20 protein-coding genes and 1 tRNA gene are annotated in these 24,724 nt (G+C 56.6%); 11 read left to right on the top strand and 10 right to left on the bottom strand.

What is annotated here, in order from left to right:
- Positions 1-84: 84 nt before the first annotated feature.
- The 3 genes from HMPREF2857_RS02245 (at position 85) to HMPREF2857_RS02235 (ending at position 2,710) form a co-directional block, all read left to right on the top strand.
- Positions 85-1,329 carry a sensor histidine kinase gene (locus HMPREF2857_RS02245; RefSeq protein WP_016422916.1) on the top strand — a complete coding sequence of 415 codons (1,245 nt, stop codon included), beginning with the start codon at positions 85-87 and terminating at the stop codon, positions 1,327-1,329.
- Positions 1,326-1,922, top strand: coding sequence for a response regulator transcription factor (locus HMPREF2857_RS02240; protein ID WP_048732178.1), 597 nt, complete (start codon positions 1,326-1,328; stop codon positions 1,920-1,922). Before HMPREF2857_RS02245 ends, HMPREF2857_RS02240 begins: the two co-directional genes overlap by 4 nt.
- 80 nt (positions 1,923-2,002) lie before the next feature.
- Positions 2,003-2,710 (top strand): hypothetical protein, encoded by a 708-nt coding sequence (locus HMPREF2857_RS02235; RefSeq protein WP_016422918.1) that lies wholly within the window; start codon positions 2,003-2,005, stop codon positions 2,708-2,710.
- On the opposite strand, the gene mprF is transcribed toward HMPREF2857_RS02235, so the two are convergent.
- Positions 2,703-5,288: a bifunctional lysylphosphatidylglycerol flippase/synthetase MprF gene (mprF, locus tag HMPREF2857_RS02230; protein ID WP_048732175.1), complete on the bottom strand. Its 2,586-nt coding sequence runs from the start codon at positions 5,286-5,288 to the stop codon at positions 2,703-2,705. The genes HMPREF2857_RS02235 and mprF overlap by 8 nt on opposite strands.
- 92 nt (positions 5,289-5,380) lie before the next feature.
- Positions 5,381-6,766 (bottom strand): alpha/beta hydrolase, encoded by a 1,386-nt coding sequence (locus tag HMPREF2857_RS02225; RefSeq protein WP_016422920.1) that lies wholly within the window; start codon positions 6,764-6,766, stop codon positions 5,381-5,383.
- A gap of 193 nt (positions 6,767-6,959) precedes the next feature.
- Here HMPREF2857_RS02225 and HMPREF2857_RS02220 point away from each other — a divergent pair, with 193 nt between their 5' ends.
- Positions 6,960-8,174, top strand: coding sequence for an aminotransferase class I/II-fold pyridoxal phosphate-dependent enzyme (locus tag HMPREF2857_RS02220; RefSeq protein ID WP_070642519.1), 1,215 nt, complete (start codon positions 6,960-6,962; stop codon positions 8,172-8,174).
- On the opposite strand, the gene coaE is transcribed toward HMPREF2857_RS02220, so the two are convergent.
- The 4 genes from coaE to polA all read right to left on the bottom strand — a co-directional run bounded on the left by coaE (position 8,104) and on the right by polA (position 14,661).
- A complete protein-coding gene (gene coaE / locus HMPREF2857_RS02215; RefSeq protein WP_070642516.1) occupies positions 8,104-8,748 on the bottom strand; it encodes a dephospho-CoA kinase in 645 nt (214 codons plus the stop codon). The two genes, HMPREF2857_RS02220 and coaE, sit on opposite strands and share 71 nt — an antisense overlap.
- 33 nt (positions 8,749-8,781) lie before the next feature.
- Positions 8,782-9,891 (bottom strand): glutathione S-transferase family protein, encoded by a 1,110-nt coding sequence (locus HMPREF2857_RS02210; RefSeq protein ID WP_371441559.1) that lies wholly within the window; start codon positions 9,889-9,891, stop codon positions 8,782-8,784.
- A 378-nt stretch (positions 9,892-10,269) separates the two neighbouring features.
- On the bottom strand, positions 10,270-11,733 hold the full coding sequence (gene rpsA / locus HMPREF2857_RS02205; RefSeq protein WP_005510285.1) for a 30S ribosomal protein S1: 1,464 nt from the start codon (positions 11,731-11,733) through the stop codon (positions 10,270-10,272).
- Positions 11,734-12,015: 282 nt separating this feature from the next.
- Positions 12,016-14,661, bottom strand: a complete 2,646-nt coding sequence (gene polA, locus HMPREF2857_RS02200; protein ID WP_070642511.1) for a DNA polymerase I — start codon at positions 14,659-14,661, stop codon at positions 12,016-12,018.
- A gap of 444 nt (positions 14,662-15,105) precedes the next feature.
- Between polA and HMPREF2857_RS02195 the strand changes: the two genes are divergently transcribed.
- The 3 genes from HMPREF2857_RS02195 to HMPREF2857_RS02185 all read left to right on the top strand — a co-directional run bounded on the left by HMPREF2857_RS02195 (position 15,106) and on the right by HMPREF2857_RS02185 (position 16,987).
- Positions 15,106-15,696 carry a TetR/AcrR family transcriptional regulator gene (locus HMPREF2857_RS02195; RefSeq protein ID WP_016422925.1) on the top strand — a complete coding sequence of 197 codons (591 nt, stop codon included), beginning with the start codon at positions 15,106-15,108 and terminating at the stop codon, positions 15,694-15,696.
- A gap of 189 nt (positions 15,697-15,885) precedes the next feature.
- Positions 15,886-16,863, top strand: a complete 978-nt coding sequence (locus HMPREF2857_RS02190) for a DUF368 domain-containing protein (protein WP_070642508.1) — start codon at positions 15,886-15,888, stop codon at positions 16,861-16,863.
- 50 nt (positions 16,864-16,913) lie between these two features.
- A tRNA-Leu gene (locus tag HMPREF2857_RS02185) sits at positions 16,914-16,987 on the top strand.
- A gap of 734 nt (positions 16,988-17,721) precedes the next feature.
- On the opposite strand, the gene HMPREF2857_RS02180 is transcribed toward HMPREF2857_RS02185, so the two are convergent.
- From HMPREF2857_RS02180 to HMPREF2857_RS02175, 4 genes are all read right to left on the bottom strand, one after another.
- Positions 17,722-18,051, bottom strand: coding sequence for a hypothetical protein (locus HMPREF2857_RS02180; protein WP_005510359.1), 330 nt, complete (start codon positions 18,049-18,051; stop codon positions 17,722-17,724).
- A 1-nt stretch (position 18,052) separates the two neighbouring features.
- Positions 18,053-18,703, bottom strand: coding sequence for a hypothetical protein (locus HMPREF2857_RS11065; protein ID WP_005510325.1), 651 nt, complete (start codon positions 18,701-18,703; stop codon positions 18,053-18,055).
- Positions 18,704-19,069: 366 nt separating this feature from the next.
- A complete protein-coding gene (locus tag HMPREF2857_RS11060; RefSeq protein WP_141752720.1) occupies positions 19,070-19,300 on the bottom strand; it encodes a hypothetical protein in 231 nt (76 codons plus the stop codon).
- Positions 19,301-19,470: 170 nt separating this feature from the next.
- The gene (locus HMPREF2857_RS02175; RefSeq protein ID WP_005510407.1) at positions 19,471-20,244 is read right to left on the bottom strand and encodes an Ltp family lipoprotein; all 774 of its coding nucleotides are present in this window, start codon (positions 20,242-20,244) and stop codon (positions 19,471-19,473) included.
- Positions 20,245-20,612: 368 nt separating this feature from the next.
- On the opposite strand from HMPREF2857_RS02175, the gene HMPREF2857_RS02170 reads away from it, so the two are divergent.
- The 4 genes from HMPREF2857_RS02170 (at position 20,613) to ehuA (ending at position 24,707) form a co-directional block, all read left to right on the top strand.
- Positions 20,613-21,932 (top strand): NAD(P)-dependent malic enzyme, encoded by a 1,320-nt coding sequence (locus tag HMPREF2857_RS02170; protein WP_070642505.1) that lies wholly within the window; start codon positions 20,613-20,615, stop codon positions 21,930-21,932.
- Positions 21,933-22,058: 126 nt separating this feature from the next.
- A complete protein-coding gene (locus tag HMPREF2857_RS02165; RefSeq protein WP_069359158.1) occupies positions 22,059-22,952 on the top strand; it encodes an ABC transporter substrate-binding protein in 894 nt (297 codons plus the stop codon).
- Between the two features lie 63 nt (positions 22,953-23,015).
- Complete coding sequence (locus HMPREF2857_RS02160) at positions 23,016-23,933, top strand: amino acid ABC transporter permease (protein ID WP_369707174.1); 918 nt, start codon at positions 23,016-23,018, stop codon at positions 23,931-23,933.
- Positions 23,934-24,707, top strand: a complete 774-nt coding sequence (gene ehuA / locus HMPREF2857_RS02155; protein ID WP_016422932.1) for an ectoine/hydroxyectoine ABC transporter ATP-binding protein EhuA — start codon at positions 23,934-23,936, stop codon at positions 24,705-24,707.
- Positions 24,708-24,724: the final 17 nt, after the last annotated feature.

Here is a 24,724-nt window from a genome sequence, read left to right as displayed (position 1 = left end):
CAAGCGATAGCCATCGCCTCCATCTAACCTGTGACTAACGAGACCAACTTCCCTCTGCCACCGACCGAGACCGCCTAGGCATCTATGACAACCACTTTGCGACGCAGCTTCAGCCATCCTTTCCAGGGATTCCATGTCTACTCCGCACTGTCGGCTGGCATCTGGATTGTGGTTTTACCCTTCGTCTTCTTCGGTTTCGGCGCCGAAAAGGTCGCTCAGATAACTGCGCTGATTGTCAGCTTTGCGCTGGTGTACATCTTCATCTGGGGCTCACTTCACTACTATCCTCGCGGCTGGTTGCAACGAGCTCGCAACATACTTGCCCTGTGCATAGTCGCAGCGTTCGGCCTGCTCTCCATCCCGCTTGTGGGAAACGGCGCCAGCGCATTCCTGCCATTTGTCGCAGCATTGCTCAGTTGGATGCTGCCCATCATCCCCGCCATCCTCAGCATTGGCGTGCTCGGCGCAACAATCGTTACCATTAGTCATTTCTTGGCTCCGGAAAGCGGTCTCATCTTACCCATCGATGCCCTGTTTTGGGCCGTCGTTGTCTGCTGCGTTGTTCAACTCAGCAGGTTCTCCCAGGAACGAGCCCAGCTCAACCAGGAAATTGAGCTCAGCCAGCAGCGCGACTCCATCGCCCGCGATGTCCACGACGTGCTGGGCCATTCGCTGACGGTCATCTCGCTCAAATCTGAAGTCGCGCGGCGTTTGGTCCACACCAACCCCGATGCCGCCGCTGCCGAACTCGAGGCCATCACCGCTCTGTCGCGCACATCGCTTGCCGAAGTCCGCTCAACAGTCACACGCATGCGCCAGCCGGATCTCGCAGGCGAGCTCGCCGCCGCCGCGCGGGCATTCCACACCGCACACATTGAGGCTTCACTTCCCGACGATTCCAGCGGTGTAACCACCAATGCGAAACTCTTCTCCTGGGTGATTCGCGAGGCCACCACCAATATCATTCGGCATTCTGAGGCGGAGAATGTCTCAATCGAACTCACACCATCCAGCGTGGAAATCATCGACGATGGCATCGGCTTCGACATTTCCGACCTAGGCTGCGATTCCTCCGCGGCTACCACGGGCGAAGGCCAAACTGTCGCCGCTGGTGGATTGGCTGGGCTGAAGCAGCGTGTCCAGGATGCTGGCGGTGACCTCATTATCGAGTCCGCACCAGGTCGCGGCACTCGCCTTGTGGCCACGATGACGCAGTCACGCTTGCAGCGCTCGCACCGCTCCCACCACGCGGGCCGTTCATCCACCACAAGCTCCAAAAACCACCTCACTGACACAACCGTCACCGAATATGCGCGGGAGAATAGATGATTCGCGTTCTCATAGCTGATGATCAGCACCTAGTTCGAGGGGCTTTAAAGGCTCTACTGGAAACCGAACCGGACTTGGACATCGTGGCTGAAGCCGCCGACGGCATTGAAACAACGCAAAAAGTCACCGAGCAGGACGTCGATGTCGCGCTTATTGACATCGAAATGCCGCGCCTCAACGGCATTGACACCATCGCGAAAATTTCTGACCACTGCCGCTGCCTCGTCGTCACTACTTTTGCTCGCCCCGGCTACCTCAAACGCGCACTTCAGGCCGGTGCCAGCGGATTCCTGGCAAAGGACACGCCTCCTGAGCAGCTCGCAGAAGCTATTCGACGCGTCCACTCCGACCTCCGAGTCATCGATCCGGCCTTGGCCGAGGCCTCACTTTTCACGGCCGACTCTCCCCTGACCGACCGCGAAGTCGAGATCGCTCGACTGATTCTCCAAGGCGCTGATACGGGCACAATCGCCGGCCAGCTCTTCATTGCCAAGGGCACGGTGCGCAATCAGGTGTCGTCAATTATCACGAAGACGAATACCTCAAACCGCGTCGAGGCCGCGAAAACTGCTCGCGACAATGGTTGGCTCTAGAAAACAGGTCGAAATACCGCCCTGATTTTCATCGAATCGTTATTACTTTCATAGTGCGAAAACTCCCTACTGCCCACTGCGTGACGCCTACGAACACCCACCACACCTTTGCTTCACGACGTGCACTCATCGCCGGTATCCTCGCCACAACCGCATTGACCTTCACCGCCTGCTCTCAAAACGACGGCGCAGTAACTAGCCAATCGGCAGCTGACACCGCCACCATGACTCAGACTGACGGCAACGCATCAAACGCAAACTCAGAGAATAGGCCGAACCCAACCGGCTCAAACTCTGATGCTGGCGGCAGCAATAACGGTGGCGCTGCCGGAAACTCCGACGACACCTCCGACGATGCAAATTCTTCCGAGACGGCCCCATCACAAAATGGTGGACAAACCAATGGGGATACCGAAACCACGTCTTCGTCGTCAAGCGAAAATGCAGACATCGGCCAGGCGATGAGGGACATCATTTACAGCAACTCGTCGCCGGGGACCACGTTTACCGGGGGCGAGGAGATGACTGTTTACGTGTATGGCGATGGTTACCGCACGAATCTGGTCGTTGCCGGGCCGAATACCAGCTGTGAGTTTACCACCGAGGTCTTCCATCAGCAGACCGACGGTCTCAACGCCACCGCTGATAACATTCGCGATAATTTGAAGCCGAATATTCAGGCAACGAGCCCTGCGACCGGCCAGACCTACGATGTCAGCTGCGGCACGCAGGGCGATGGTGTCGTGGCGTGCAGCGGCGGAAACGACGCACGGATTTATATCAATTAGCGTTGATTGCCATTTCGGGAGCAGGCATTTCGTCTTCACTCGTTGACAGCGCAATTGCTGAATACTGCCCTGGCCGATTGATCAGTTTCGACAGACTTGCGGTAATGGCAGGCAACGATTTCACATCGGTGTAGGTCAAGTATCGAGACTTCCATACAGGCTTGAACTTTTCCTTGTAATTACGCAGCCCGCGGAAGTTATAAATCCGGCCTCCGTAGTTGTACACCAAATAGATGGTTTTTTCGCTGAGCCTGGAATGCGGCCGCGCACCGGTATTCGACATTGGTGCCATACCAAAGTTGAACTCGGTATATCCACGGTCTTTTGCCCATTCCATCAGATTCACGAAAATGCCATCCATCACTCCATCTGGAGCATCAGGTCGAATGCGCATCAAATCCACTGACGCAACCCTTTGCCCTTGCGGCATTATCGAAGCAAATCCTTCGACACGGTCTGAATCCGCCGATCGAACAACTGCAATCGGTGCACGTGACAGATAATTCTCATCAAAGAAACCGAGCGAGAAGCTCATTTCCGTGCGTTTTCCGAGCCACTCCTGCGATGCGTCTCGCAATTCCATAATGAATTCTGGGCTGTACGGTGCCTCGGCAATTTCAAAAGTACAACCAGAGCTTTCTAACTTGTTGTACATACGTCGGAACGTCTTGCCCTTATTACCGACTCGGGTGAAACCCGAAATATCAACCGTCGCATCTTCACCGAGTTTGACCAGGCTCATGCCCTCATTTACACATCGAGCCAAATGGTCTTCGCCCACTTCATAGAATGCGACCGAGCACTGAAAGGTATCCGCATAGTCAATAAAGTCCGCGAACAGTTGATTGAAGGCATCCGGGTCGCCGAATGGATCACCGAGTGCAATCAAGGTCGTGCCATGGGGGCGGTACAGCAACGCTGCACGGTCCGCACCATTTCGCTTATCGACGGTAAAGAAAACCTGCTTATCGCCTAGGTAATACAGATGCGAAAAAGCATTCCCGCCCCATTTTTCAATCAGGGCCTCGAATCGACGTGTCTGCTCTTCGTTTGGGGCTTCGAACTCCGGAGCGCGACAGCGAGAAAACAATACTGCAATTGCCACAGCACATGCGAGCATTACGTAGAAAAGAACCATTGGCCAGTGAGTATTGGCATGCGGGGATGGTGCGGGTACATTGACCACCTTATTTACCCGAAGCGCATGCCAACTCGAAAGAACGATTGGAATAGCAATCGCCAGAGCTGCCGTTGGTACGAAACTACTCCACTTTAATGGGAGTGGATCTCGATCAAACGCACTGCGAGACGCGAATAGTGCAAGTGCAAAGACCCCAAGATAAATAGCCTCTTCGTAGTCGATTCCGCGCACTAGACACGCAACCGCTGCCACCCCAAGCAGCACTAAAACCAGCTGGTAGCAGCGTCTGACTCGTTGGTTAATTCCGCGAGCCAAGATAAGCAACATGACGGCGATAAACAGCACTGTCAAATGCGATGCACGCCGGACAGTGCTCGGCAAAACTTCTTCGATAATCCGAATACGTGAAGCAATTTCAGGTGTCAGCGCCGAAACAAAGAGCAAAAGACTAGAGAAAACGGTGATAACTGCGAGTATCCGAGCCATGACACGGTGCGGAAAATCGGACTCGAGTTCTTTCACGCTGTCGGAGACCCAAAAGACCGCCGCCAGCAGCCACGGAACGATGTAATAGAAAACGCGGTACAGTACAAGGCCAAGCAGAATATGGTTAGTGTCGAGGCCAACTTTGGCGCACAGCGCAAACACTGTGAGGTCGAAGCTACCAGCTCCTGCAGGCAGGAAAGATAGCAATCCGGCCAGAGTGGCGGTTGCAAAAATAAAGATAGCAATCGGGAGTGAAAACTCCGGTGTGAACACCCGAACGCATACCCAGAAGAACAGCCCAGCTGCTGCCCAATCAACGACTGAGGTGCCGAGAAGATACCACTTTTCCCGCTTTCCTATCTGCGCAAAAGTCGTTTTTCTTAAATCAATTACGCCAAGTTTAAATCTATCCGCTAAGAAAAACAGCGGCAGATAAAAACATGAGATTATGGCGACGACAATTAACCAGCCATCGAAATGCACTGCGTACGGCAACGTTATTGCCAACATTACGAATAACCCGAGTAGGTTGGCAGCCCACACACTTGCCGAAACACCAATGGACTTACCTCGGTCCGCACCCGCCCAGGTATAGTATTTCGCACGGATTGTACCTCCGGTGAGCCCACCGAATCCGGCGAAATTATTAAAGGCCTGCGCAATCCAGCCAATCTTCAATGCTTCGCGTGGCGACACCTCCACACCGGCATATTTGGAGGCGACCAAGTCGTAGAGTCCCGTCGCACTGAACGCAATCAGACCTAACACCATGATGATTGCGTTTACGTGCATCGACGTATCAGCAAAAATTTCTCGAAGTTGGCTTCCTGAAATGGCGGCAAACTGGCCACGAGCCACAAGCACGATAATGGAGATTATCGCGATATAGAAAACAATCTTTAAGATTTTTCCGTGCGCCTTAAGCCACTGGTACAAGGATTGCATCGTCATACCTTTAACTCCGATCTTTAATTTCGCAGATGATCTAAACCAGACAGCCATACTTTTGATGGCCGCATCGAGAAAAATAGTGTTCTTGTGTTCTAGTGGCTTTGCGCCCGGATAAGATTCATTTTCTCCGCAAGCCAGGGGAGCTCGTCGTCAAGCGCGCGATCCCACACTTTCCATTCGTGCGTACCGGAATAGGTGCGCTCTTGGACGTCCATTCCCTGTTCCCGTCCGGCTCGGCAGACTTTCCACAGCCCTTCGATGACATCTTTAGATTCCTCATCGCCTATGGAACAGAATGCGGAATAACCTGTGAAGTCTTCGCCAGAAGCGAAAATCGATAACGGATTATTTGCCTCAAACGTGGCCTTGTCGCCACCAAAGCCCTTCTCGATTGTCGTCTCAAGGTTGTGCAGATTTGGGAACTCCTCGCCTGACATGTCCAGCACGGTACGATACGGGCCTCCCTTACGGCTGAGAACTTGCATCGCGCAGGTACCACCATTGGACAATCCACCTACTGCCCACGACTGCGGTCGAGTATCTACTTGGAAATGTTGCTCCAACCACGCCGGTACGTCATGTTCCAAATAGGTTGCGACCGCCCCATTTTCAGTGTCGGAGCAGAGCGGATTCTTGAAGCTCGAAGATAGCTGATCAACTATCGCCACAATCGGCGCCAAACCATTGTGTTGCTCAGCAAAGCGATCCATAGTATTTTTCAGGTCGCCGTTTACCAGCCAATCCTTCGACGTACCCGGCTGTCCTGGCATCAGTACAAGCACAGGCAGCAGAGGACGAGGTCGAGCGAAATAGGCAGCTGGAACATAGATAATGGAGGAGCGCGGAGAAAAGTCAGTAGCAGGGATATCTGCTTGCACGAGAACGCTGCTATCAGAGCTCAGTTTTTCGACTTGGCGTGGCCGCCACCGTTGTTCCAAGGATGTTTGTTTTGCCGACTCACTGTCACCGGGACGATAAACATCCGCGACCGGCGCGAGCCCATCTACCTCGCCAAAAGCCTGCACTTTGCCTGGTCCGCGTAGCACCTGGGCCAAGTTTGCATACGTGCCATAGTGAATATTGGGAACGGCATAGGCGCCGAGTACTGATAATGAGCAGACGAGAAGACCCGCAATGATGCGCCTAGGCTTCTTGGAAAACGCAATTACAACTAGAGCAACGATGCCGGACAAGCCAGATGCGAATGGTCCGAAAACTTCAATACCGATGTAGTCCGGGATCGGTCGCCACACCTTATTAAGCACATACCAGCCGATGGTGCTCACCACAGAGACAGCCACTACAATCGCGCAAACTTGAATTAGTCCCGATTTTCTAGAGCTGTTCCCCTTTGCAACCAGCCAAAGGAGAAACCCGAGAGTCAGCAGCATTAGTATAACTGCGATAATTTCTGGAACTCTGCCACGCAGCTGTACCAATTTGGCAGCCTCAAGGGCGTACCACGACCAATCTTGCATGCGGTAAAGACTATTTTTTAAAAGGAAGAGAATGCACAGAATATCTGAAGCTCTTATCTAGAATTGTCGCTTCGATTTGTAGCGCTCAGAGATGGCACGCCAAAGCTGGTGTACACAGCTTCGCGGACTGACGACCATCACATCCTGCAGCTTCATGCTTCGAACTCATGAGATTCCACCTACAGTAAATACCATGACAGTTTCCCGCTTGCGCCCCTTCGGCGAGACGATCTTCGCCACCATGTCCCGCCTCGCTACCGAGCACGAGGCAATCAATCTTGGGCAGGGCTTCCCGGATTGGGATGGGCCGGAGGAGGTGCTTGCGGAGGCGCGACATCAGCTAGCTGGAGGAAATAACCAGTACGGCCCCGGCCGCGGCATGAAGGTGCTCCGTGATGCCATCGTCGCCGATCGCGCCCGCCGCACGGGGCAGGTCTACGACGCCGACACCGAATGCCTCGTCACGGTCGGCGCCACGGAGGCGATTGCCGCCACCGCCTTGGGGCATCTCGAACCCGGCAGCCACGTCATCGTCATCGAGCCGTACTACGACTCGTACAAAGCCGTCATCGCACTGGCTAACTGCACATATACCGCGGTGCCGCTCATCCCCGCAGCTTCCGGCAGGGCACGCTCCTGGTCGCTCGACCGCAGCGCGCTTGCCGATGCCGTCACCGCTAAAACGGCCATGATTATCATCAATTCGCCGCACAACCCCACCGGCACCGTCCTCACGGACGAGGACTTGCAGGCCATCGCTGATGTCGCCATCGCAAACAATCTGCTCGTGCTTGCCGACGAAGTCTACGAACGCCTGTACTTCAACGGATTGTCACACTCTTCCATCAGCGCTCTGCCCGGCATGCGCGAGCGGACCATTGTCGTGTCCAGTGCCGCAAAAACCTTCAACGTCACCGGCTGGAAGATTGGCTGGGCGCTCGCCCCGACTGAGCTACTCGATGGCGTCGTCAAGGCCAAGCAGTTCTTGAGCTATGTCGGCGCCACTCCCCTTCAGCCCGCAGTCGCCCGTGGCCTGCAGGAATGTGCCCCATGGGTGGACGAGCTGGCGGGTCAGCTCGAGGGCAACATGCGGCTCCTCGCCGATGGGTTGGAGGGCCTTGGCGCCGACGTCTTCACTCCGCAGGCAGGGTATTTTGTCGTCGCCGATGTCTCGAGCTGGGGGCTTGGCGACGCCCTGGAGACCTGCACCCGGCTGGTCAAGGAATGCCGCGTCGCAGCCATCCCCGTCACCGCTTTTGTGGATGACCCGGAGTCAGAAAAGTACCGCTACCTGGTGCGGTTCGCTTTCTGCAAGCGCGCCGAGGTGATTGAGGAGGCTATCGCGCGGCTGCGGGATTATCTTGCTGCCCGGCCTGCAGCTGACGAATCTGATTCAGCGGCTGAATAATCCGCTCCCAAATCCGGTCGACCTGGCGCACGAGGTCCTCCTCGGTGCCTGAGTTTTCCATAACCACGTCGGCGAACTGCAGGCGCTTGTCATCGCTGATTTGCTTAGCGATGCGCTGCTTCGCATCCTCTCGGTCTACACCGCGGCTTTCCACCAGACGGTCGAGACGGACCTCCACCGGGGTATGCACAACTACGACGAGGTCCTGTACTTCCGACTGCCCCATTTCAATCAACAGCGGAGAGTCAAAAACAATGATGGCGTCACCTGCCGCGTTGAACTGCTCTTCGGTGCGCTGCTCAATACGCGGATGGGTGATGGAGTTCAGCAGCTCCGTCTTCTCCGCGGATACGAAGGCCCGCTTCGCAAGTTCGCCGCGGTTGAGGGAGCCGTCGTCAAGCAAAATGCCCTCGCCGAAAGCTTCGGCGAGTTCGGCCAGCGCCGGTTCCCCGGGTTCGACGACATCGCGAGCGATCTGATCAGCGTCGATGATGACAGCACCGAGCTCGGCAAACCTACGGGCGACCGTAGATTTCCCACTGCCCATGCCACCGGTTAGTCCTACTTTGAGCATGTCTCTAAGGGTACGTGGACACGCCCCCGCACGTTAGTGCTTTACGACGAGATCCTCGATGCGGTGACCCTCTTCAACGGGATCTGGGTTGACTGGGGCCGGGGCGGTGCCGTTACCGAATGGGCTGCCACCAAGGGCCTCACGGCCGTGCGGCTGGAGCAGGTCAGAGAGCTCCGGCCCCTTCGGGACAATCCCTAAAGGATTGAGGTCGCGATGGACTTCGTAGTAGTGGCGCTTGATATCGACGAAGTCAGTGGTGTCGCCGAAGCCCGGAGTCTGAAAGAGATCACGCAGGTAGTTGTATAGAACCGGCATCTCGGAAATCTTGCTCCGGTTGCACTTGAAGTGGCCGTGGTAGACAGCATCGAAGCGGATGAGGGTTGTGTAAAGGCGAATGTCGGCCTCAGTGATGTGGTCGCCAATGAGGTAACGGCGGGTCTCCAAGCGCTCAGAAACCTTGTCTAGGGCATTGAACAGCCGGTCGTAAGCTTTGTCGTAGGAGTCCTGCGAGCCTGCGAAGCCGCAGCGGTAGACACCGTTATTGATCTCGGTGTAGATGAACTGCATAAGCTCATCCATTTCCGCACGCAGCTCCTCCGGGTAGAGATCCGGGGCGCCGTCACGGTGAAACTCGGTCCACTCGGTAATGAAGTCCAAGGTGATCCGGGGGAAGTCATTGGTCACGACCTCGCCCGACTCGATCTCGACGATGGCCGGAACAGTAATACCGCGCTGGTAGTCCGGGAAACGCTTGAGGAATGCCTCCTGCAGGCGCTCGTAGCCTAGTACTTCGTCACGGCCACCTGGTCCCTTGTCGAATGCCCAGGAGCGGGCATCGTGCACTGGCCCTGGAATTCCGACTGAAATTGCATCTTCCAAGCCGAGCAACCTGCGAACAATAAGCGTGCGGTGTGCCCATGGGCACGCGCGAGCCGCGATGAGGCGGTAGCGACCGGCTTCAACGGGCCACGTCTTAATTCCGTCGCCTACCTCGCGACCGTCCTTAACAATGCGGTCGTTGATATAGCGGGTGTCGCGGTTAAAGTCCTTACCCTCCTGGGAGTACACACCACCGGTAGAATGAGCGGAATCCTCTACCTGGTTAGCGTTATCTACCTGTTTGACTTCGTCCTTTGTTGTCATGTCACCAATCATATGGGCAGAAAGATAGGCTGTCAACGGCAGTAAAGACCGCCAGAGCCACCAAAATCGACAGGGCCACCAGGGCATTAGAGTCATTAGGGCCATTAGGACGGCTTGCGCTTCGCCAGCAGCCGGTTACTGTGCAGCAAACTACTTCTGGTGAAGCGCAAGCCCGCCCTAGGCAACAGCGGTGCCCCCTTCATGGCCCAAAGCCCCATCATCCGGACCAAAAATGCAGCAAGCACCCAAGCCGCCGCTATAAGAACAAGGCCGAGCAGGTGCCCGTCGTAAAGCAAAGAAGGCACGAAAAAGCCCCAGCGAGGAAAACCTCGCCGGGGCGATTTCTCAAAGGGACGTGTAAGCCCTTAGCGGCCTAGCTTAGTTGCCAGCCAGCTTCTCGCGCAGAGCAGCGAGCTGCTCGTCGGAAGCCAGGGTGCCGCCTGCGTTGTCTGCAGCCGGTGCGGCCGGAGCAGCCGGGGCTGCCTCGCCGGACTCGGAGGAGTAGTTCGAAGCGGTCTCTGCAGCCTCGGCAGCTGCAGCGCGGTGACGCTCGATCTGGGCAGCGTGCAGCTGGTGGTGACGCTCTGCCTCTGCGTAGCGAGCCTCCCACTCTGCGCGCTGGGTCTCGAAGCCCTCCATCCACTCGTTGGTCTCCGGGTCGAAGCCCTCCGGGAAGATGTAGTTGCCCTGCTCGTCGTAGGAGTCGCCCATGCCGTACTTGGTCGGGTCGAACTCTTCGGTGAAGTCCTCGTCAGCCTGCTTGAGGGACAGGGAGATACGACGACGCTCGAGGTCGATGTCGATGACCTTGACCATGACCTGCTCGTCGACGGAGACGATCTGGTCCGGAACATCGATGTGGCGGGAAGCCAGCTCGGAGATGTGAACCAGGCCCTCGATGCCCTCCTCGACGCGGACGAACGCGCCGAACGGAACCAGCTTGGTGACCTTGCCCGGAACAATCTGGCCGATTGCGTGAGTGCGGGCGAAGACGCGCCACGGATCTTCCTGAGTAGCCTTCAGGGACAGGGAAACGCGCTCGCGGTTCAGGTCGACCTCGAGAACCTCGACGGTGACCTCGTCGCCAACCTGGACAACCTCGGACGGGTGGTCGATGTGCTTCCAGGACAGCTCGGAAACGTGAACCAGGCCGTCAACACCGCCGAGATCGACGAATGCGCCGAAGTTGACGATGGAGGAAACGACACCCTTGCGGACCTGGCCCTTCTGCAGCTGGTGCAGGAACTCAGAGCGGACCTCAGACTGGGTCTGCTCGAGCCATGCACGGCGGGACAGAACGACGTTGTTGCGGTTCTTGTCGAGCTCGATGATCTTGGCCTCGATCTCCTGGCCGATGTACGGCTGGAGGTCGCGGACACGACGCATCTCGACGAGGGAAGCCGGCAGGAAGCCGCGCAGGCCGATGTCGAGGATCAGGCCGCCCTTGACGACCTCGATGACGGTACCGGTAACCGGCTCGTCGTTCTCCTTGAGCTGCTCGATGGTGCCCCAAGCACGCTCGTACTGAGCGCGCTTCTTGGACAGGATGAGGCGGCCTTCCTTGTCTTCCTTGGTCAGGACCAGCGCGTCGATCTCATCGCCAACTTCGACCACTTCGTCAGGGTCGACATCGTGCTTGATGGACAGTTCGCGGGAAGGAATGACACCTTCAGTCTTGTAGCCGATGTCGAGAAGAACCTCGTCGCGGTCAACCTTAACGACGGTGCCTTCAACGATGTCACCATCGTTGAAGTACTTCATCGTCGAGTCGACAGCGGCCAGGAAATCCTCAGCGGTGCCAATGTCGTTGATGGCAACCTGAGGGACGTTAGAAGTGGACATATAAGATGTGCTCCGAAGCGGATAGAAATCGAAAAACGGACAATTTCGGCCTTGCCCCTCAAAGAAACACCTGGACAACCGGGCCAAATCCGCTTTCGGCGAATCTCGCCATTGGCAATTAGTTAACCCGATGTCCCTGGAGCTCGAGGCTGCAAAGTCGGCACGCTAATGCATACCTAGCGAACAATACCGATTTGAGCTGCGACATTCAAGTCCGCAACACATCCACGGCAAGCCCGCGACAAGTCCACCTACCAGCACTACGGCCCGACCTTCGCACCACTAATGTGCAGCAGTATCCCAATTCACACCAGCACCGATCGAAACATCCAACGGCACCAACAATTCAGCTGCCGAGTCCATCTCGCGATGCAACAGCTCCTTGATGGCTCCCTCTTCCCCATCTGCAACTTCCACAACCAGTTCGTCATGAACCTGCAGGAGGACACGCGAGCGCAGCCCGCCCCGTCGTAAAGCATCGTCGACCCGGAGCATCGCAATCTTAATAATGTCTGCCGCCGACCCCTGAATCGGCGAGTTCAATGCCGCACGTTCCGCGTTATCGCGAGCGATGCGGTTGTCGGCGTTGAGTTCCGGCAGGTAGCGACGACGATCGAACATCGTGGCCGTAAAGCCGTCCTTGCGCGCCCGCTCAACAACCTTGTGCAGGTAATCGCGCACGCCGCCGAAGCGCTCGAAGTAGTCCTCCATGAGCTTTTTCGCCTCGCGCTGCGGAATGTCGAGCTGCTGCGCCAGACCAAAAGCACTCAGCCCATAAGCCAGTCCGTAGCTCATCGCCTTCACACGACGACGCAGCTCGGGCGTGACCTCATCGATGCCGACACCGAAAACCTTCGAACCAACGTAGTTGTGCAGGTCCTCGCCCTGTCGGTAGGCCTCAATCAGCCCCGGATCCTGCGACAGGTGCGCCATCACGCGCATCTCAATCTGCGAGTAGTCCGCGGTGATCAGCTGCTCATAGCCATCGCCGACCACGAACGCCTCACGAATCCGTCGCCCGAACTCCGTGCGCACCGGGATGTTCTGCAGATTCGGCTCCGTCGACGACAGACGCCCCGTCGCCGCGACCGTCTGATTAAAAGTCGTATGAATACGGCCATCATCAGCGACAGCCTTAATCAGCCCCTCCACGGTCGACTTCATCTTCTGCGACTCGCGAAACTTCAGCAGGTAATCCAGGAACGGATGCGGGTTGACCTTCGCCAGCCCCTCAATCTCCTTCGCCGCCGTGGAATAGCCAGTCTTCGTCTTCTTTGTCTTGGGCATCCCCAGCTGGTCAAACAGGACCTCTTGCAACTGCTTCGGCGATCCGAGATTCAGCTCAGGCTTATCGACGAGGTTGCGAGCCTCACTCTCCGCCTCATCGGTAGTCGCCTGCGCCTGCTTTCGGAGCTCCTCGAGCGCATCAACATCGACAGCGATACCGGCACGTTCCATCCGGCCCAACACTGGAGCGAGCGGGACTTCCAGGTCGGCGTACACACTGTAGAGCCCGGCCTCGTCGAGTTCGACAGCCAATCGCTCAGCCAGGTCGATGACGGCGGCGACATGGGAAGCGTCTTCGGCCGGGCCATCGAGCAGGGTCATCTGGCCCTCGGCCTGCGAAAGAGTCTGGCCCAGGTGACGCTGGACGACGTTGTCCAAGCTGTAGCTGCGCTGGCTTGGGCGCAGCAGATACGCAGCCAGGAAGGTGTCGTGGATGACCCCGGCCAGCTCGAAGTCGTAGTTCCAGAGTGCATGCATGGCCGTTTTAGAGTCATGCACCAGCTTCGGATGGTCGCCAGCGAGCCACTCGCGCAGTGCGTCGGCATCTTCGGCGGAAAGATCACCCAAGTCGAGAGAAACAGCCTGGCCGGAGGTCTTGCCCTTCTCATCTGCGGAGCCAATCATCAGGGTGTGCTCCCCGACCTGCAACGCGGCCGGCTCGTGCAGATTATCGAGCCAGGCAGCCAGGGCGCCGTCGTCAAGCGAAACAGCCTCGAGCTTTGTCGCACTGTCGCTGGTGGAGGCGGTGACGCCCGCGCCTTCGATGGAAAGGGTGCGGAACACGCGCTCGCGAAGGTTGTCGCCGAATTCGAGGCGGTCGAAGAAGTCGATGATTCCCTGGGCGTCGGCGGGACGGAGCTCGAGCTCGTTCGGACCGTATGGCAAGGGCAGGTCCTTGACCATTTCGGTGATGTCGCGGTTCAGCTGGACGTTTGCGACGCGCTCGCGGAAGTTATCGCCGACTTTGCCGCGGATTTCGTCAGCGTGGTCGATGAGGTTTGCCAGCGTGCCGTACTGAACGATCCACTTCGTCGCGGTCTTCTCGCCGACCCCCGGAATGCCCGGGAGGTTGTCGGAGGGGTCGCCGCGGAGAGCAGCGAAGTCCGGGTACTGAGTCGGCGTCAGACCGTACTTCTTCTCGATAGCAGCAGGCGTGAAGCGATGCAGCGTGGTGACGCCGCGCATTGGATAAAGCACCGTGGTGGTGTCGTTGACCAACTGGAACGAGTCACGGTCACCGGTGACGATGAGCGTTTCGAAGCCCTCAGGCTTGGCTTGGGTAGCCAAAGTCGCGATAATGTCGTCGGCCTCATAGTTGTCCTTTTCCAGCGTGACGATGCCCATCTCTTTCAGCACCTGCTGAATAAGCGGCACCTGACCACGGAATTCCTCAGGAGTCTTCTCACGCTGAGCCTTATACTCCGGGAAGATCTCGTTGCGGAAGGTCTCGCGGGCGACGTCGAAGGCGACCGCCACGTGCGTGGGCTTTTCCTCGCTGAGGATATTGGACAGCATAGAAAGGAAGCCGTACACCGCATTCGTTGTCTGACCACCGGTGGTTGAGAAATTATCCACCGGAAGGGCAAAGAACGCGCGGAAGGCCATGGAATGACCGTCGATAAGCATGAGGGTCTTCTTCATGACATCCCAGTGTAGGAAAATATTGAACAGCGTAGGAAAACTGAGATGCGCGCTGAGGAATCGCGAGCTGCGGAGGATGAGCTGTTGGCCGACCAGCTTCAGTGAACAATAATTACGGTAATCAGGCTGTATTTTGAAACGGGTTCAGTAGCCCCTTAGCCCACCTGAACAGTGATTCGCAAGAGTGAGCCTCTCGAGCGTCGCTTGGCACCTGGTTTCAGTTTCCGAAATGCTGTAATCCAACTTTAATATTCGCCTTATTTTCCTGGAGTTTTTCCATATTTTCCAGCGATTGGTCAACAACATGCACGGAACCCGCCCCAAATGAGGCACCTAGAAATTACCCCCTCTTTGAGGTGGCCGCGAAAACATATCACCACGTCCTGCGCATACCTCTGAAATCAATTGGCGTAGTTACGCTTTCATGGCTTTAGACTCTTCAGCATGAGTGAGTTCGATTCGACCGATTTCCAACGGAGCGCCCAGTCCACCCGCGAGCGCATCATCGCGGCTGCAGCTCGGCACTTCGCGCGCAAGCCTTTGCGAAGCGTGCCGCTGAAGGAAATTGCCAGCGATGCGGGCGTTAGCGCGCCGCTCATCATCAAGTACTTCGGCTCCAAAGAAGGTCTCATGGCCGAACTGATTGACTTCAGCCAGTTCAAAGGCACACTCAGCCGAGCTCCCTTCAATGAACTTGGCCAGCGGATGGCCAGCGCTATTTTGACTGGTCAAGGAATGGCCGGACAATCCATGATTCCGCTGATTGTCGGATCCCTCGACTCCGAGGAAACCGCAAAAGTCATTGCCGAGCGGTTCAATGAAGCTGTTGCAGATGACTTGATTCGCCGCGTCGAAGAGGACGGACCGGAAGACGTTAGCCACGATGCTGCTGTGCACCGCAGCCAGATGGCTATTTCCCTCTGCGTCGGATACCTAGTTCTTTCTGATACTGGTCTGATCGATGAGGCCAACGCGCCGAGGATTTCGGTTGAGGCCCTGGGTAACTGCCTGCAGCAGATTATCGAGCACGGCTAAGAACCGAGCACGGCTAAGAAAGCAGCTCCACTGCCCACTGCCCACCGACTATTCCTGCGTAACTCACTGAATCAGCAGCGCCGCCCCAGGCGCTGCTTTTTGTTTTGTGTCCTTAATCGCACCCCGAAGCCACCAATACACACACGGAAATATGCTTCTTCTCAGGTGGAAGACATACAATGGCCTGCGATGTCTACTGAAAATACGAGCGCTCCTGGCGCAGAGTCGACCACGCTGCCGACCACGAGCCCCTACTCTGAAATCCCGAAGCCGACCCCGCTGGGTGTCATCGCCAACGCAGTTCGCGGTGGCCTCATTGGTCTCGCCGAGACGATTCCGGGGGTCTCCGGCGGCACCCTTGCGCTGATCACGGGCATCTACGGACGCCTGATTGAATCGGCAAAGCGCATCACCGACCTGCCGCGGGCAATTTCGAAGGGCACCTTCAAGGAGGACCTGCGCAGAATCGACTGGTGGCTGCTCATCCCGGTGGCTATCGGCATGGTTGCCGTGGTCTTCTCCATGGCAGGCGTCATGGAGAACTTCGTCACCAACCAACCAGTCGCTTCCCGAGCACTGTTCATGGGCATGATCGCCGCCTCGATCACCATGCCGCTGAACGAGCTACCGCCAGGCGCTCTGCGTCAGCCGGGCATGCGCGGCAAGGCCATCGCCGTCTTCCTGTTCTTCAGCATCGCCCTGTTCGCGCTGACTTCCCTGCCACAGGCCGCGCCGACGCAGCCGCCTCTGTGGCTCGTACTCATCGCCGCTTCGATTGCGGTGTGCGCGCTGGTTCTGCCGGGCGTTTCCGGTTCCTTCTTTCTGCTGGTCATTGGCCTCTACGCACCGACCATGGGCGCAATTCACGACCGCGACTTCGCCTACATCGGCACCTTCTTCGTCGGCGCGTTGATCGGCATCGTCCTGTTCATCCGCCTCCTCGAATGGCTGCTGAGTACGCACCAGGCGCTCACGCTGGTCGCCATGTCCGGCCTGATGCTCGGTTCGCTGCGCGCTCTCTGGCCGTGGCAGACCGAAAACAACGAGCTCCAGGGCATTGGCTCCGACTGGGGACTCGCCCTCGGACTGTTCATTCTCGGCGCCGCAATTGTCGGCATCGTCGCTTATGCGCAGCGCCGTTTTTCTAATTCGGGGTCGATGGACTAAACTAGTCAAAGTCGCTTCGATAGAGCGTTTTCGCTTATCGACGGCTTTGCGCCCCTGTAGCCCAATTGGCAGAGGCAACGGATTCAAAACCCGTCCAGTGTGAGTTCGAGTCTCACCGGGGGCACGATTTGAAAACCCGCTTTCACCTGGCTTTTAGCCTGGTGGGGGCGGGTTTTTGGTTGTCTGAGTATTCACTATCTTTCACTCTTTTTCACGCACTTTCACGGGTATTTTGCACCAAAAATGAGCCACGAACGCACCACGCAATTGCACCGTAAAGGAGCAGGATTTCCAATCCCAAGAGTTCGGCTGTGGAATCACACTTTTCGAAAACAGTATCGTTGCCCAGCCCTCCTTGTAGGAATGAAAGACGCCCCGCCAGCGAGCTGTTCGGAATTTCCGAACAGCTCAAACCAGCGGGGCAAAGATTCTTGATTTATGTCTCGGTCGGTGGATTCCGGGCTGTCGGTAGCGCCTGCGAATCTCCCAATCCATCGCTGTCTCGCCAGCAAGGTGACGCTCGACAACTTCCTTTTTGATCTCGAACGAGTACTGCTGCTTCGTCGGCTTCTCCAGGGGACATAGCCTGCCACGCAGCACAAACCGACGGTAGAGACTCTGCACGGCGTGTCTGGAGACCCCGAGGGAATTGGCAGCTGTTTGCACCCCATGCCCTGCTCGAAACACTCCACTAACTGTTCACGCTGCTGCTCACTTAGCGAACTTCGTGCTCTCAAAGAAAACTACTCCCCACTAGTCGGTAACTGATTTCTCAGTCCAACTAATGGGGAGCAGTTCACCAAATGTGACGGGGTTGATGATTGGAGTTAGTGATTACTGCGGTGAAGACTGCCCAGACTAGGTAAAGGTCTTAGCTGTTTCTACCAAATGCCACTTCCCTGTGTCATCACTAAGGTGCAACTCCGGTTTAATCCACTCCTTTTCGTTCAGTTTATAAAGCTCCTCATCTAAGAAGAGACCAAAATCTACACCATCAAAGCTACTTGTAATATAGTCCATTTTTTGCCAACCAGGTTCATTGATTCGCACAGGAATCTGCCACTGCAAATCCCGGCCCCGGTATCGAATCAGAACAGCATCGCCGTCAGATCCGATAAAAGCAGCATGGTCAGCATCGACATGGGGATCTGCCTCAAGAGCACCGATAAATTTTTGTGCAAACCCCATACTATTTACACCTCGACGTATTGGTGGGGTAGGCAGTAATAACGTGGTGGCCATGTTCGGCGACAAAGATTGATGGTTCAAGTGTCTTTACAATTATCCCTCGGATCTTATCAACTAAGTAAATTTGAGCGGACGCGCAAAACTTACCATCACGATTCTGACTTGAAGGTTCAACTCTCTTTGACCACGTAGTGTTCTCCAGTGCAGCATCAATCGCAATCCGGATTAGTGAATCCCCGTCCTTTCCTTCAATGTCTGCGAGCGTTGACCATTCAGGATGATTCTGTCGAATGTGCTTTAATCCGTGATGAGCATCTCCACAGCGCAACGTGATTTCATTTGCGTGCATGAAGTCTTGCGGCGTTCCTAAATCAACATACTTCCAGCTTGCTACCGTTTTGAATGTGTCGGTTGCTGGACCACACGCTGCAAATGGAGGAAGCCCCGAATCGGGGTTCCACGACATGGGTACAGAGTTCAACGGATTCTCGTTGGGAATATCTGGCTTAATTCGCCATTCGAGAACCCCTTGCTTAGCGAGTTCTTCAATACTTTCAGCATGTGCAGGTGAGGGTAACTGCACCAGACATAGAGATGCTACCCCAATCCCGGCCAACAACCTGTTGACAAGACTTTGAATCTTCTTCTGCATAAAGAATCCCTTTGGACAACCTATAGACAATCCAGGTACACAATTAAGTTAACGCATTAAAACACTATGTTTCCAGCCATTCGACTGCCGGGGTAGCCGGATGGCTACCCTATTATTTGCAGCCTGCCCAGTCGTCAGCAGGTCCGGCCGAATCTGACATGGTCGGCACGTTGATATCATTTGTGCACGTAACCTTCACCAAACGGAACGTGGTCATCACCGCCTGCTTAATTTCTTCAGGATGTACTGGTGGTACGGGCAAGACGACTTCGTCCCTCACAAAGATTGGTGGCGACACCCTCACAATTATCGTGATACCCATTTGCCGATGGTATTGATTCTTTGGATCAATATGCAGGAACTAACCTACAAAGCAATCTCTACAGCATTGGATGCAAACCGAATTATCTCTTTTAATTCGCGATGTGACTTTTCGATAATCCTTTCATCTATTGCCACAAAGTACGTAGGGCTACCCTCTGGCTCGCCTTCAGCAGCACCAATCATCCACGAGTCATTAGAGAAATATGCGTAATCAGCAATCTGATCCACATTTTTCCCGGCACGATCTGCACCGTGCCGAAGTTGTGCTGCCAACAGTCGCTCAACTGCCAGGTCACGCTTAAAACAGCCAAGTCAGTTTCCGCTTCACCAGCAGCCGTTCAGTGTGCAGCAAATGCATTCTGGTGAAGCGGAAGCCGTCCTTTTGCAGCATGCGTCCAACTGGGCTCTGGCCAATTGGCATCATCAACAAACGAAGCCCGCTGCTACAGGTTATCCACCGCGTACTGAGCTTCCTCCGGAGTGAACTGCTCGCCGTATTCCGACGTCAGCTGCTCGTAAATCGCATCCGGGGACATTGCCATCGAGTTCTGGTAGATTCGCGCCTTTTCCAGTGCGTTCTTATTCCAGTCCGCTTCGAGGTTTTCCATTGCATACTGGGCAGCCTCCGGTGAGAACTTCTCGCCATACTCCGAGGTCAGCTGGTCATAGATACCGGCCTTCGACATGTGCATACGATTTGCGTAAATCTCTGCCTTGCGGAGAGCATTCTTGTGCTCGGTCGGAACTTTCTCATCCTGCTTTTCCTGCTTCTCTGTACCGTCCCGCTCATCGACAGCTACCCCAGGGTCCTCAGCGAAATCGGCATTCTCAACAGAGCCAGAATCAGCCACAACTGCAGTATCCGAACCAAAGAGAGATGCAGCTTCAGAATCGCCGCCCGAATCGGCATCGCCTCCACCGGTCAAGCTGGCCGCCACAGCGAGGACCACAACAGCACCCGCGGCGATACCGCCCCATTTGAAGCAGCCACCCTTCTTCTTTTCTTTCGGCGCCGGAGGCACCTGCCCAGTTGCCGACTGACCCTGCGGGTAGGACTGTTGACCGAGCGGATCCTGCGGGTTGTGTTGGTAAGACTGCTGCCCCAGCGAGTCCTGCGAATTCTGGGACCCATACGACCCCTCGGAGACATACGCCCCCTCGGGGCCATACGGGTTCTGTGGGCTCTGCGGGTTCTGGGGGAAAGTGGAATCGGACATCGTAAGAAGCCTCCTGTGTAGAAGTTGCAATGAACGAACAGCTCTCTGTCGTCAGTTGGAACTATCTCAGCAACCCCGGATTCGATTGTCCGCACTACACAAATATTTTCGATTACCAGCCTCAATCCCCGCAGACCCCCCACAAAGATTTTATTTTCCACCCCACCGTCCATATAATGAGATACCAATCCCGTATAGCAAGACTGGTTTAGTTTCTACGCACACCACTACGTATCATCTGCCAGCCTTTGCTCCCGGCTTTGCGCACTGCCCACCAGCAGCTCTCGCCGCGGTCGAGTTTTCTCAAAGTACAAAGTACTCAGTACTCAACACGGTACTCAGTACTCAACACGTTTTGGACTGTCATCATGCCTGCTGCGAATTCTTCTTCTAGCTCCTCCGACCACACTGCGAACGCGAACTCCACTAAGGCGCCGCTTCACGCAGTACCGGAGGACACCGCCCCCACAGATCCGTCGACCATCACCGATGCAGAAATCTTCGAGGCGCACCGAGGCGGCAAACTCCGCTCGCACTCGACCATGAAGCTCGAGACGATTCGCGACCTCTCCATCGGCTACACGCCAGGCGTCGCTCGCGTCTGTGAGGCCATCCACGAAGATCCGGCTCTGGCCCGCACCTACACCTGGACCGGCCAGAACGTCGCAGTAATCTCCGACGGCACCGCAGTGCTTGGCCTCGGCGACATCGGCCCCAAGGCCGCACTGCCGGTGATGGAAGGAAAGGCCCAGCTCTTCGAGCAGTTCGCTGGTATCTCCGCTGTGCCGATCGTCTTAGATACCCTCGACACGGAGGAAATCATCCAGACGGTCAAGGCGCTGGCACCGTCGTTTGGCGGCGTGAATCTCGAAGATATCTCCGCGCCTCGCTGCTTCGAGATTGAGCAGCGTCTCGACCAAGAGCTCGACATCCCCATCTTCCACGACGACCAGCACGGCACCGCCATCGTCATCGCCGCCGGCCTAATCAACGCCTGCAAGCTGACAGGTCGCAGCTTCCAGGATCTCCGCGTGGTCATCTCCGGCGCTGGTGCCGCTGGTGTCGCTGCGACGAAGATGCTGCTGTCCGCTGGCGTGTCCGACATCGTCGTCGTCGATTCGCGCGGCATCATCCACCCGGACCGCGAGCCACTGAGCGACATCAAGCAGTGGGTCGCCGGCATGACTAACCCACGCGGTATCACCGGCTCGATCAACGATGCGCTTGTCGACGCTAACGTGTTCATCGGCGTCTCTGCCGGCCGTATCGGCGAGGATGCGATTAGCCAAATGGCCGCTGACCCGATTCTGTTCTCGCTGGCCAACCCGATTCCGGAGATTCCGATGGAAGTCGCCCGCAAGTACGGAGCCGTCGTGGCCACTGGCCGCTCGGACCATCCGAACCAGATTAATAATGTGCTGGCCTTCCCGGGTCTGTTCCGTGGCGCACTGGAGGCGGGTGCCAAACGGATCACCGAGGCCATGAAGCTGGCTGCTACTCAGGCCATTGCAAATGTTGGCGTAGAAGACCTGAGTGCCGACCGCATTATCCCGTCGGCGCTGGATTCGCGCGTCATGCCGGCCGTGGCGAAGGCTGTCCGCGATGCTGCGCTGAGCGACCCGGCCTCCGGCGCGGTCGGCCCGCTCGACGTCACTGGCAATGGCTTTGCCGCAGCTGAAGCGAACTAGAAAACCGGCGCTAACTATTCCCCGGGAAGTCTGAAAAGTGTGCGGTTTTCCTGCACCAGTCTAAGACGCAGCTGAATAGGGGTACCGAATTTAAGGTATTCCTGTGCCTAGGTAACATATTCAGATATGAAAAGACCCATCGCATTGGCGGCTGCCACGCTGACTGCGACCTTGTTCTTAGGGCTTACAGGCTGCGTCACCAATGACGAAAGCGGTAACCCCGAGGGCTGGTCAGAGATCAAACCGGCAGCGGTCCCCGAACTGGCGAAACAGGTCCCAGCAGATCTTCGTAAGCGCGAAGTATTGCGCATCGGCACCAACCCAACATTCGCCCCGGCAGAATTTAAGGATTCCGCCGGTTCCATCATCGGCTTCGACATCGATCTCATCCGAGCCATGGCCAGTGTCTTGGACATGAAGATTGAAATCCAAGAACAGGATTTCGCACTGATTCTGCCGGCCCTGTCGGCCGGCGCAGTTGATGTTGGCGCTTCCGGCTTCACCTCAAATGAGGAGCGCCGCAAGACCTACGACTTCGTCGACTACCTGGATACCGGCCTGCAGTGGGCACGTCGCCCGGGCAGCGACGCCAGCTCCGACAACTACTGTGGCAAAACTGTCGCCGTTCAGCGCAATACCGTCGCTGACATGGAGGACCTGCCGGTAAAGAATCAGGATTGTCTGGATCGCGGTTTGCCACCAATTAACAAATTGGCCTACCAGGATGCTGGTACCGCCGCTACCACTGTGGTGCTGGGGCGTGCTGACGCGCTGGCAGCTGACTCACCAGTCAGTGCCTATGCGGTCAATCGCTCTGAGGGCAAACTCGAACTTGCCGGAGATATCTACGATGGTGCCCCGTTCGGCTTCGCTATTCCGAAGGATTCAGAACTCGGCCCAGTGCTGCAGCAGGCACTGCAGTACCTCATCGACAACGGCCAGTACAAGCAAATCCTGACCACATGGGGTTTGGAAGACGGTGCTTTGGAACGCGCCACTATTAACGGAGAGGAACTTTAAGTGAGCGACTCATCTGCGTCTGGCGCCCGCTACGAGGCCACACAGGCGGAACTCAACGAAGAAATTAAGGCCAAACCGCTGCCGCACCCGGGTCGCTGGATCACCGCAGCAGTGCTGCTAGTGCTCTTCCTGTGGTTCATCATCGGTGCCGCCCGCAACGAGGCCTACCACTGGGATGTTTACTTCCAGTACCTGTTCGACACACGAATCGCCGCTGCCGCTGGCTGGACCATTGCACTGACGGTCCTCGCCATGCTCATCGGTATCGTCGGCGGTGCCATCGTCGCCGTACTCCGCATGTCGGACAACCCCGTGCTGTCCACTGTTGCTTGGTTCTACCTGTGGGTTTTCCGAGGAACTCCGGTCTACGTGCAGCTGGTCTTTTGGGGCCTCCTCGGCACTATCTACTCGACGATTGACCTGGGCGTTGCCGAGGTTGATCTCAGCACCGTCCTGTCCAATACCTTTGTGTTGGCGTTCGTCGGTCTCGGCTTGAATGAGTCCGCATACATGGCTGAAATTGTCCGTGCCGGCATCCAGGCTGTCCCGGAGGGCCAGACCGAAGCATCGAAGGCACTGGGTATGAGCTGGTGGCAGACTGTCCGCCGCACCATCTTGCCACAGGCTATGCGCATCATCATCCCGCCGACGGGCAACGAGTTCATCTCCCTGCTGAAGACCACTTCGCTGGTCATCGCAGTGCCGTTCTCGCTGGAACTCTACGGCCGCTCCACGGACATCGCCAATGCGCTGTTCCTGCCGGTGCCGATGCTGCTTGTCGCCGCCACCTGGTACTTGGTCATCACATCAATTCTGATGGTCGGACAGTTCTACCTTGAGCGCTACTTCGCCCGCGGCGCTACCCGTCAGCTCACCGCCCGCCAGCTGGCCGCGCTTGCCGACGCCGAAGGTGTGCCGCTTGCAAATGCTCGCGTTGTCGATAAGGACGAAGAGCACTTCTACCGAGAGGATCCGCAGTAAATGACTACCAAAGATTTGATGGTTGAGGCGCAAAAGGTTCGGAAGAACTTCGGCCGTCTCGAGGTCCTCAAGGGCATCGACCTGGAAGTTCCACGCGGTACGGTTACTTGCCTCATTGGTCCTTCGGGCTCCGGTAAGTCCACGCTGCTGCGCTGTATCAACCACCTGGAGAAGGTCAATGCCGGCCGTCTCTACGTCGACGGTTCCCTGATTGGCTACCGCGAAAAGAACGGCAGCCTCTACGAGATTTCCGCCGCAGAAGCTGCCCGTCAGCGTCGCGATATCGGTATGGTTTTCCAGAACTTCAATCTGTTCCCGCACCGCACGGTGCTGGGAAATATCACCGAGGCACCGGTGCTGGTAAAGGGTGTCTCTCAGGAGCAGGCTGAAAAGCGTGCCATGGAGCTGCTGGAGACTGTTGGTCTGGCGCACAAGGCCGATGCCTACCCTGTTCAGCTCTCGGGCGGTCAGCAACAGCGTGTTGCCATTGCTCGAGCCCTGGCCATGGAGCCGAAGCTAATGCTCTTCGATGAGCCGACTTCCGCTCTTGACCCCGAGCTCGTCGGTGAGGTTCTCAACGTCATGCGTGGTCTGGCCGATAAGGGCATGACCATGGTCGTCGTGACGCACGAGATGGGCTTTGCCCGCGAAGTCGCCGACCAGGTCGTGTTTATGGCTGACGGCGTGGTCGTGGAGAAAGGCACCCCGGATGAGGTGCTGGGTAATCCGCAGCACGAGCGCACCCGCAACTTCCTGTCTTCGCTGTTGAAGTAACAGCAAAGGAGAGGCTG

It is taken from the genome of Corynebacterium sp. HMSC076C10, from assembly GCF_001812455.1.
Classification (GTDB): Bacteria; Actinomycetota; Actinomycetes; order Mycobacteriales; family Mycobacteriaceae; genus Corynebacterium; species Corynebacterium jeikeium_D.
This window is presented reverse-complemented; position numbering and strand designations above follow the sequence as displayed.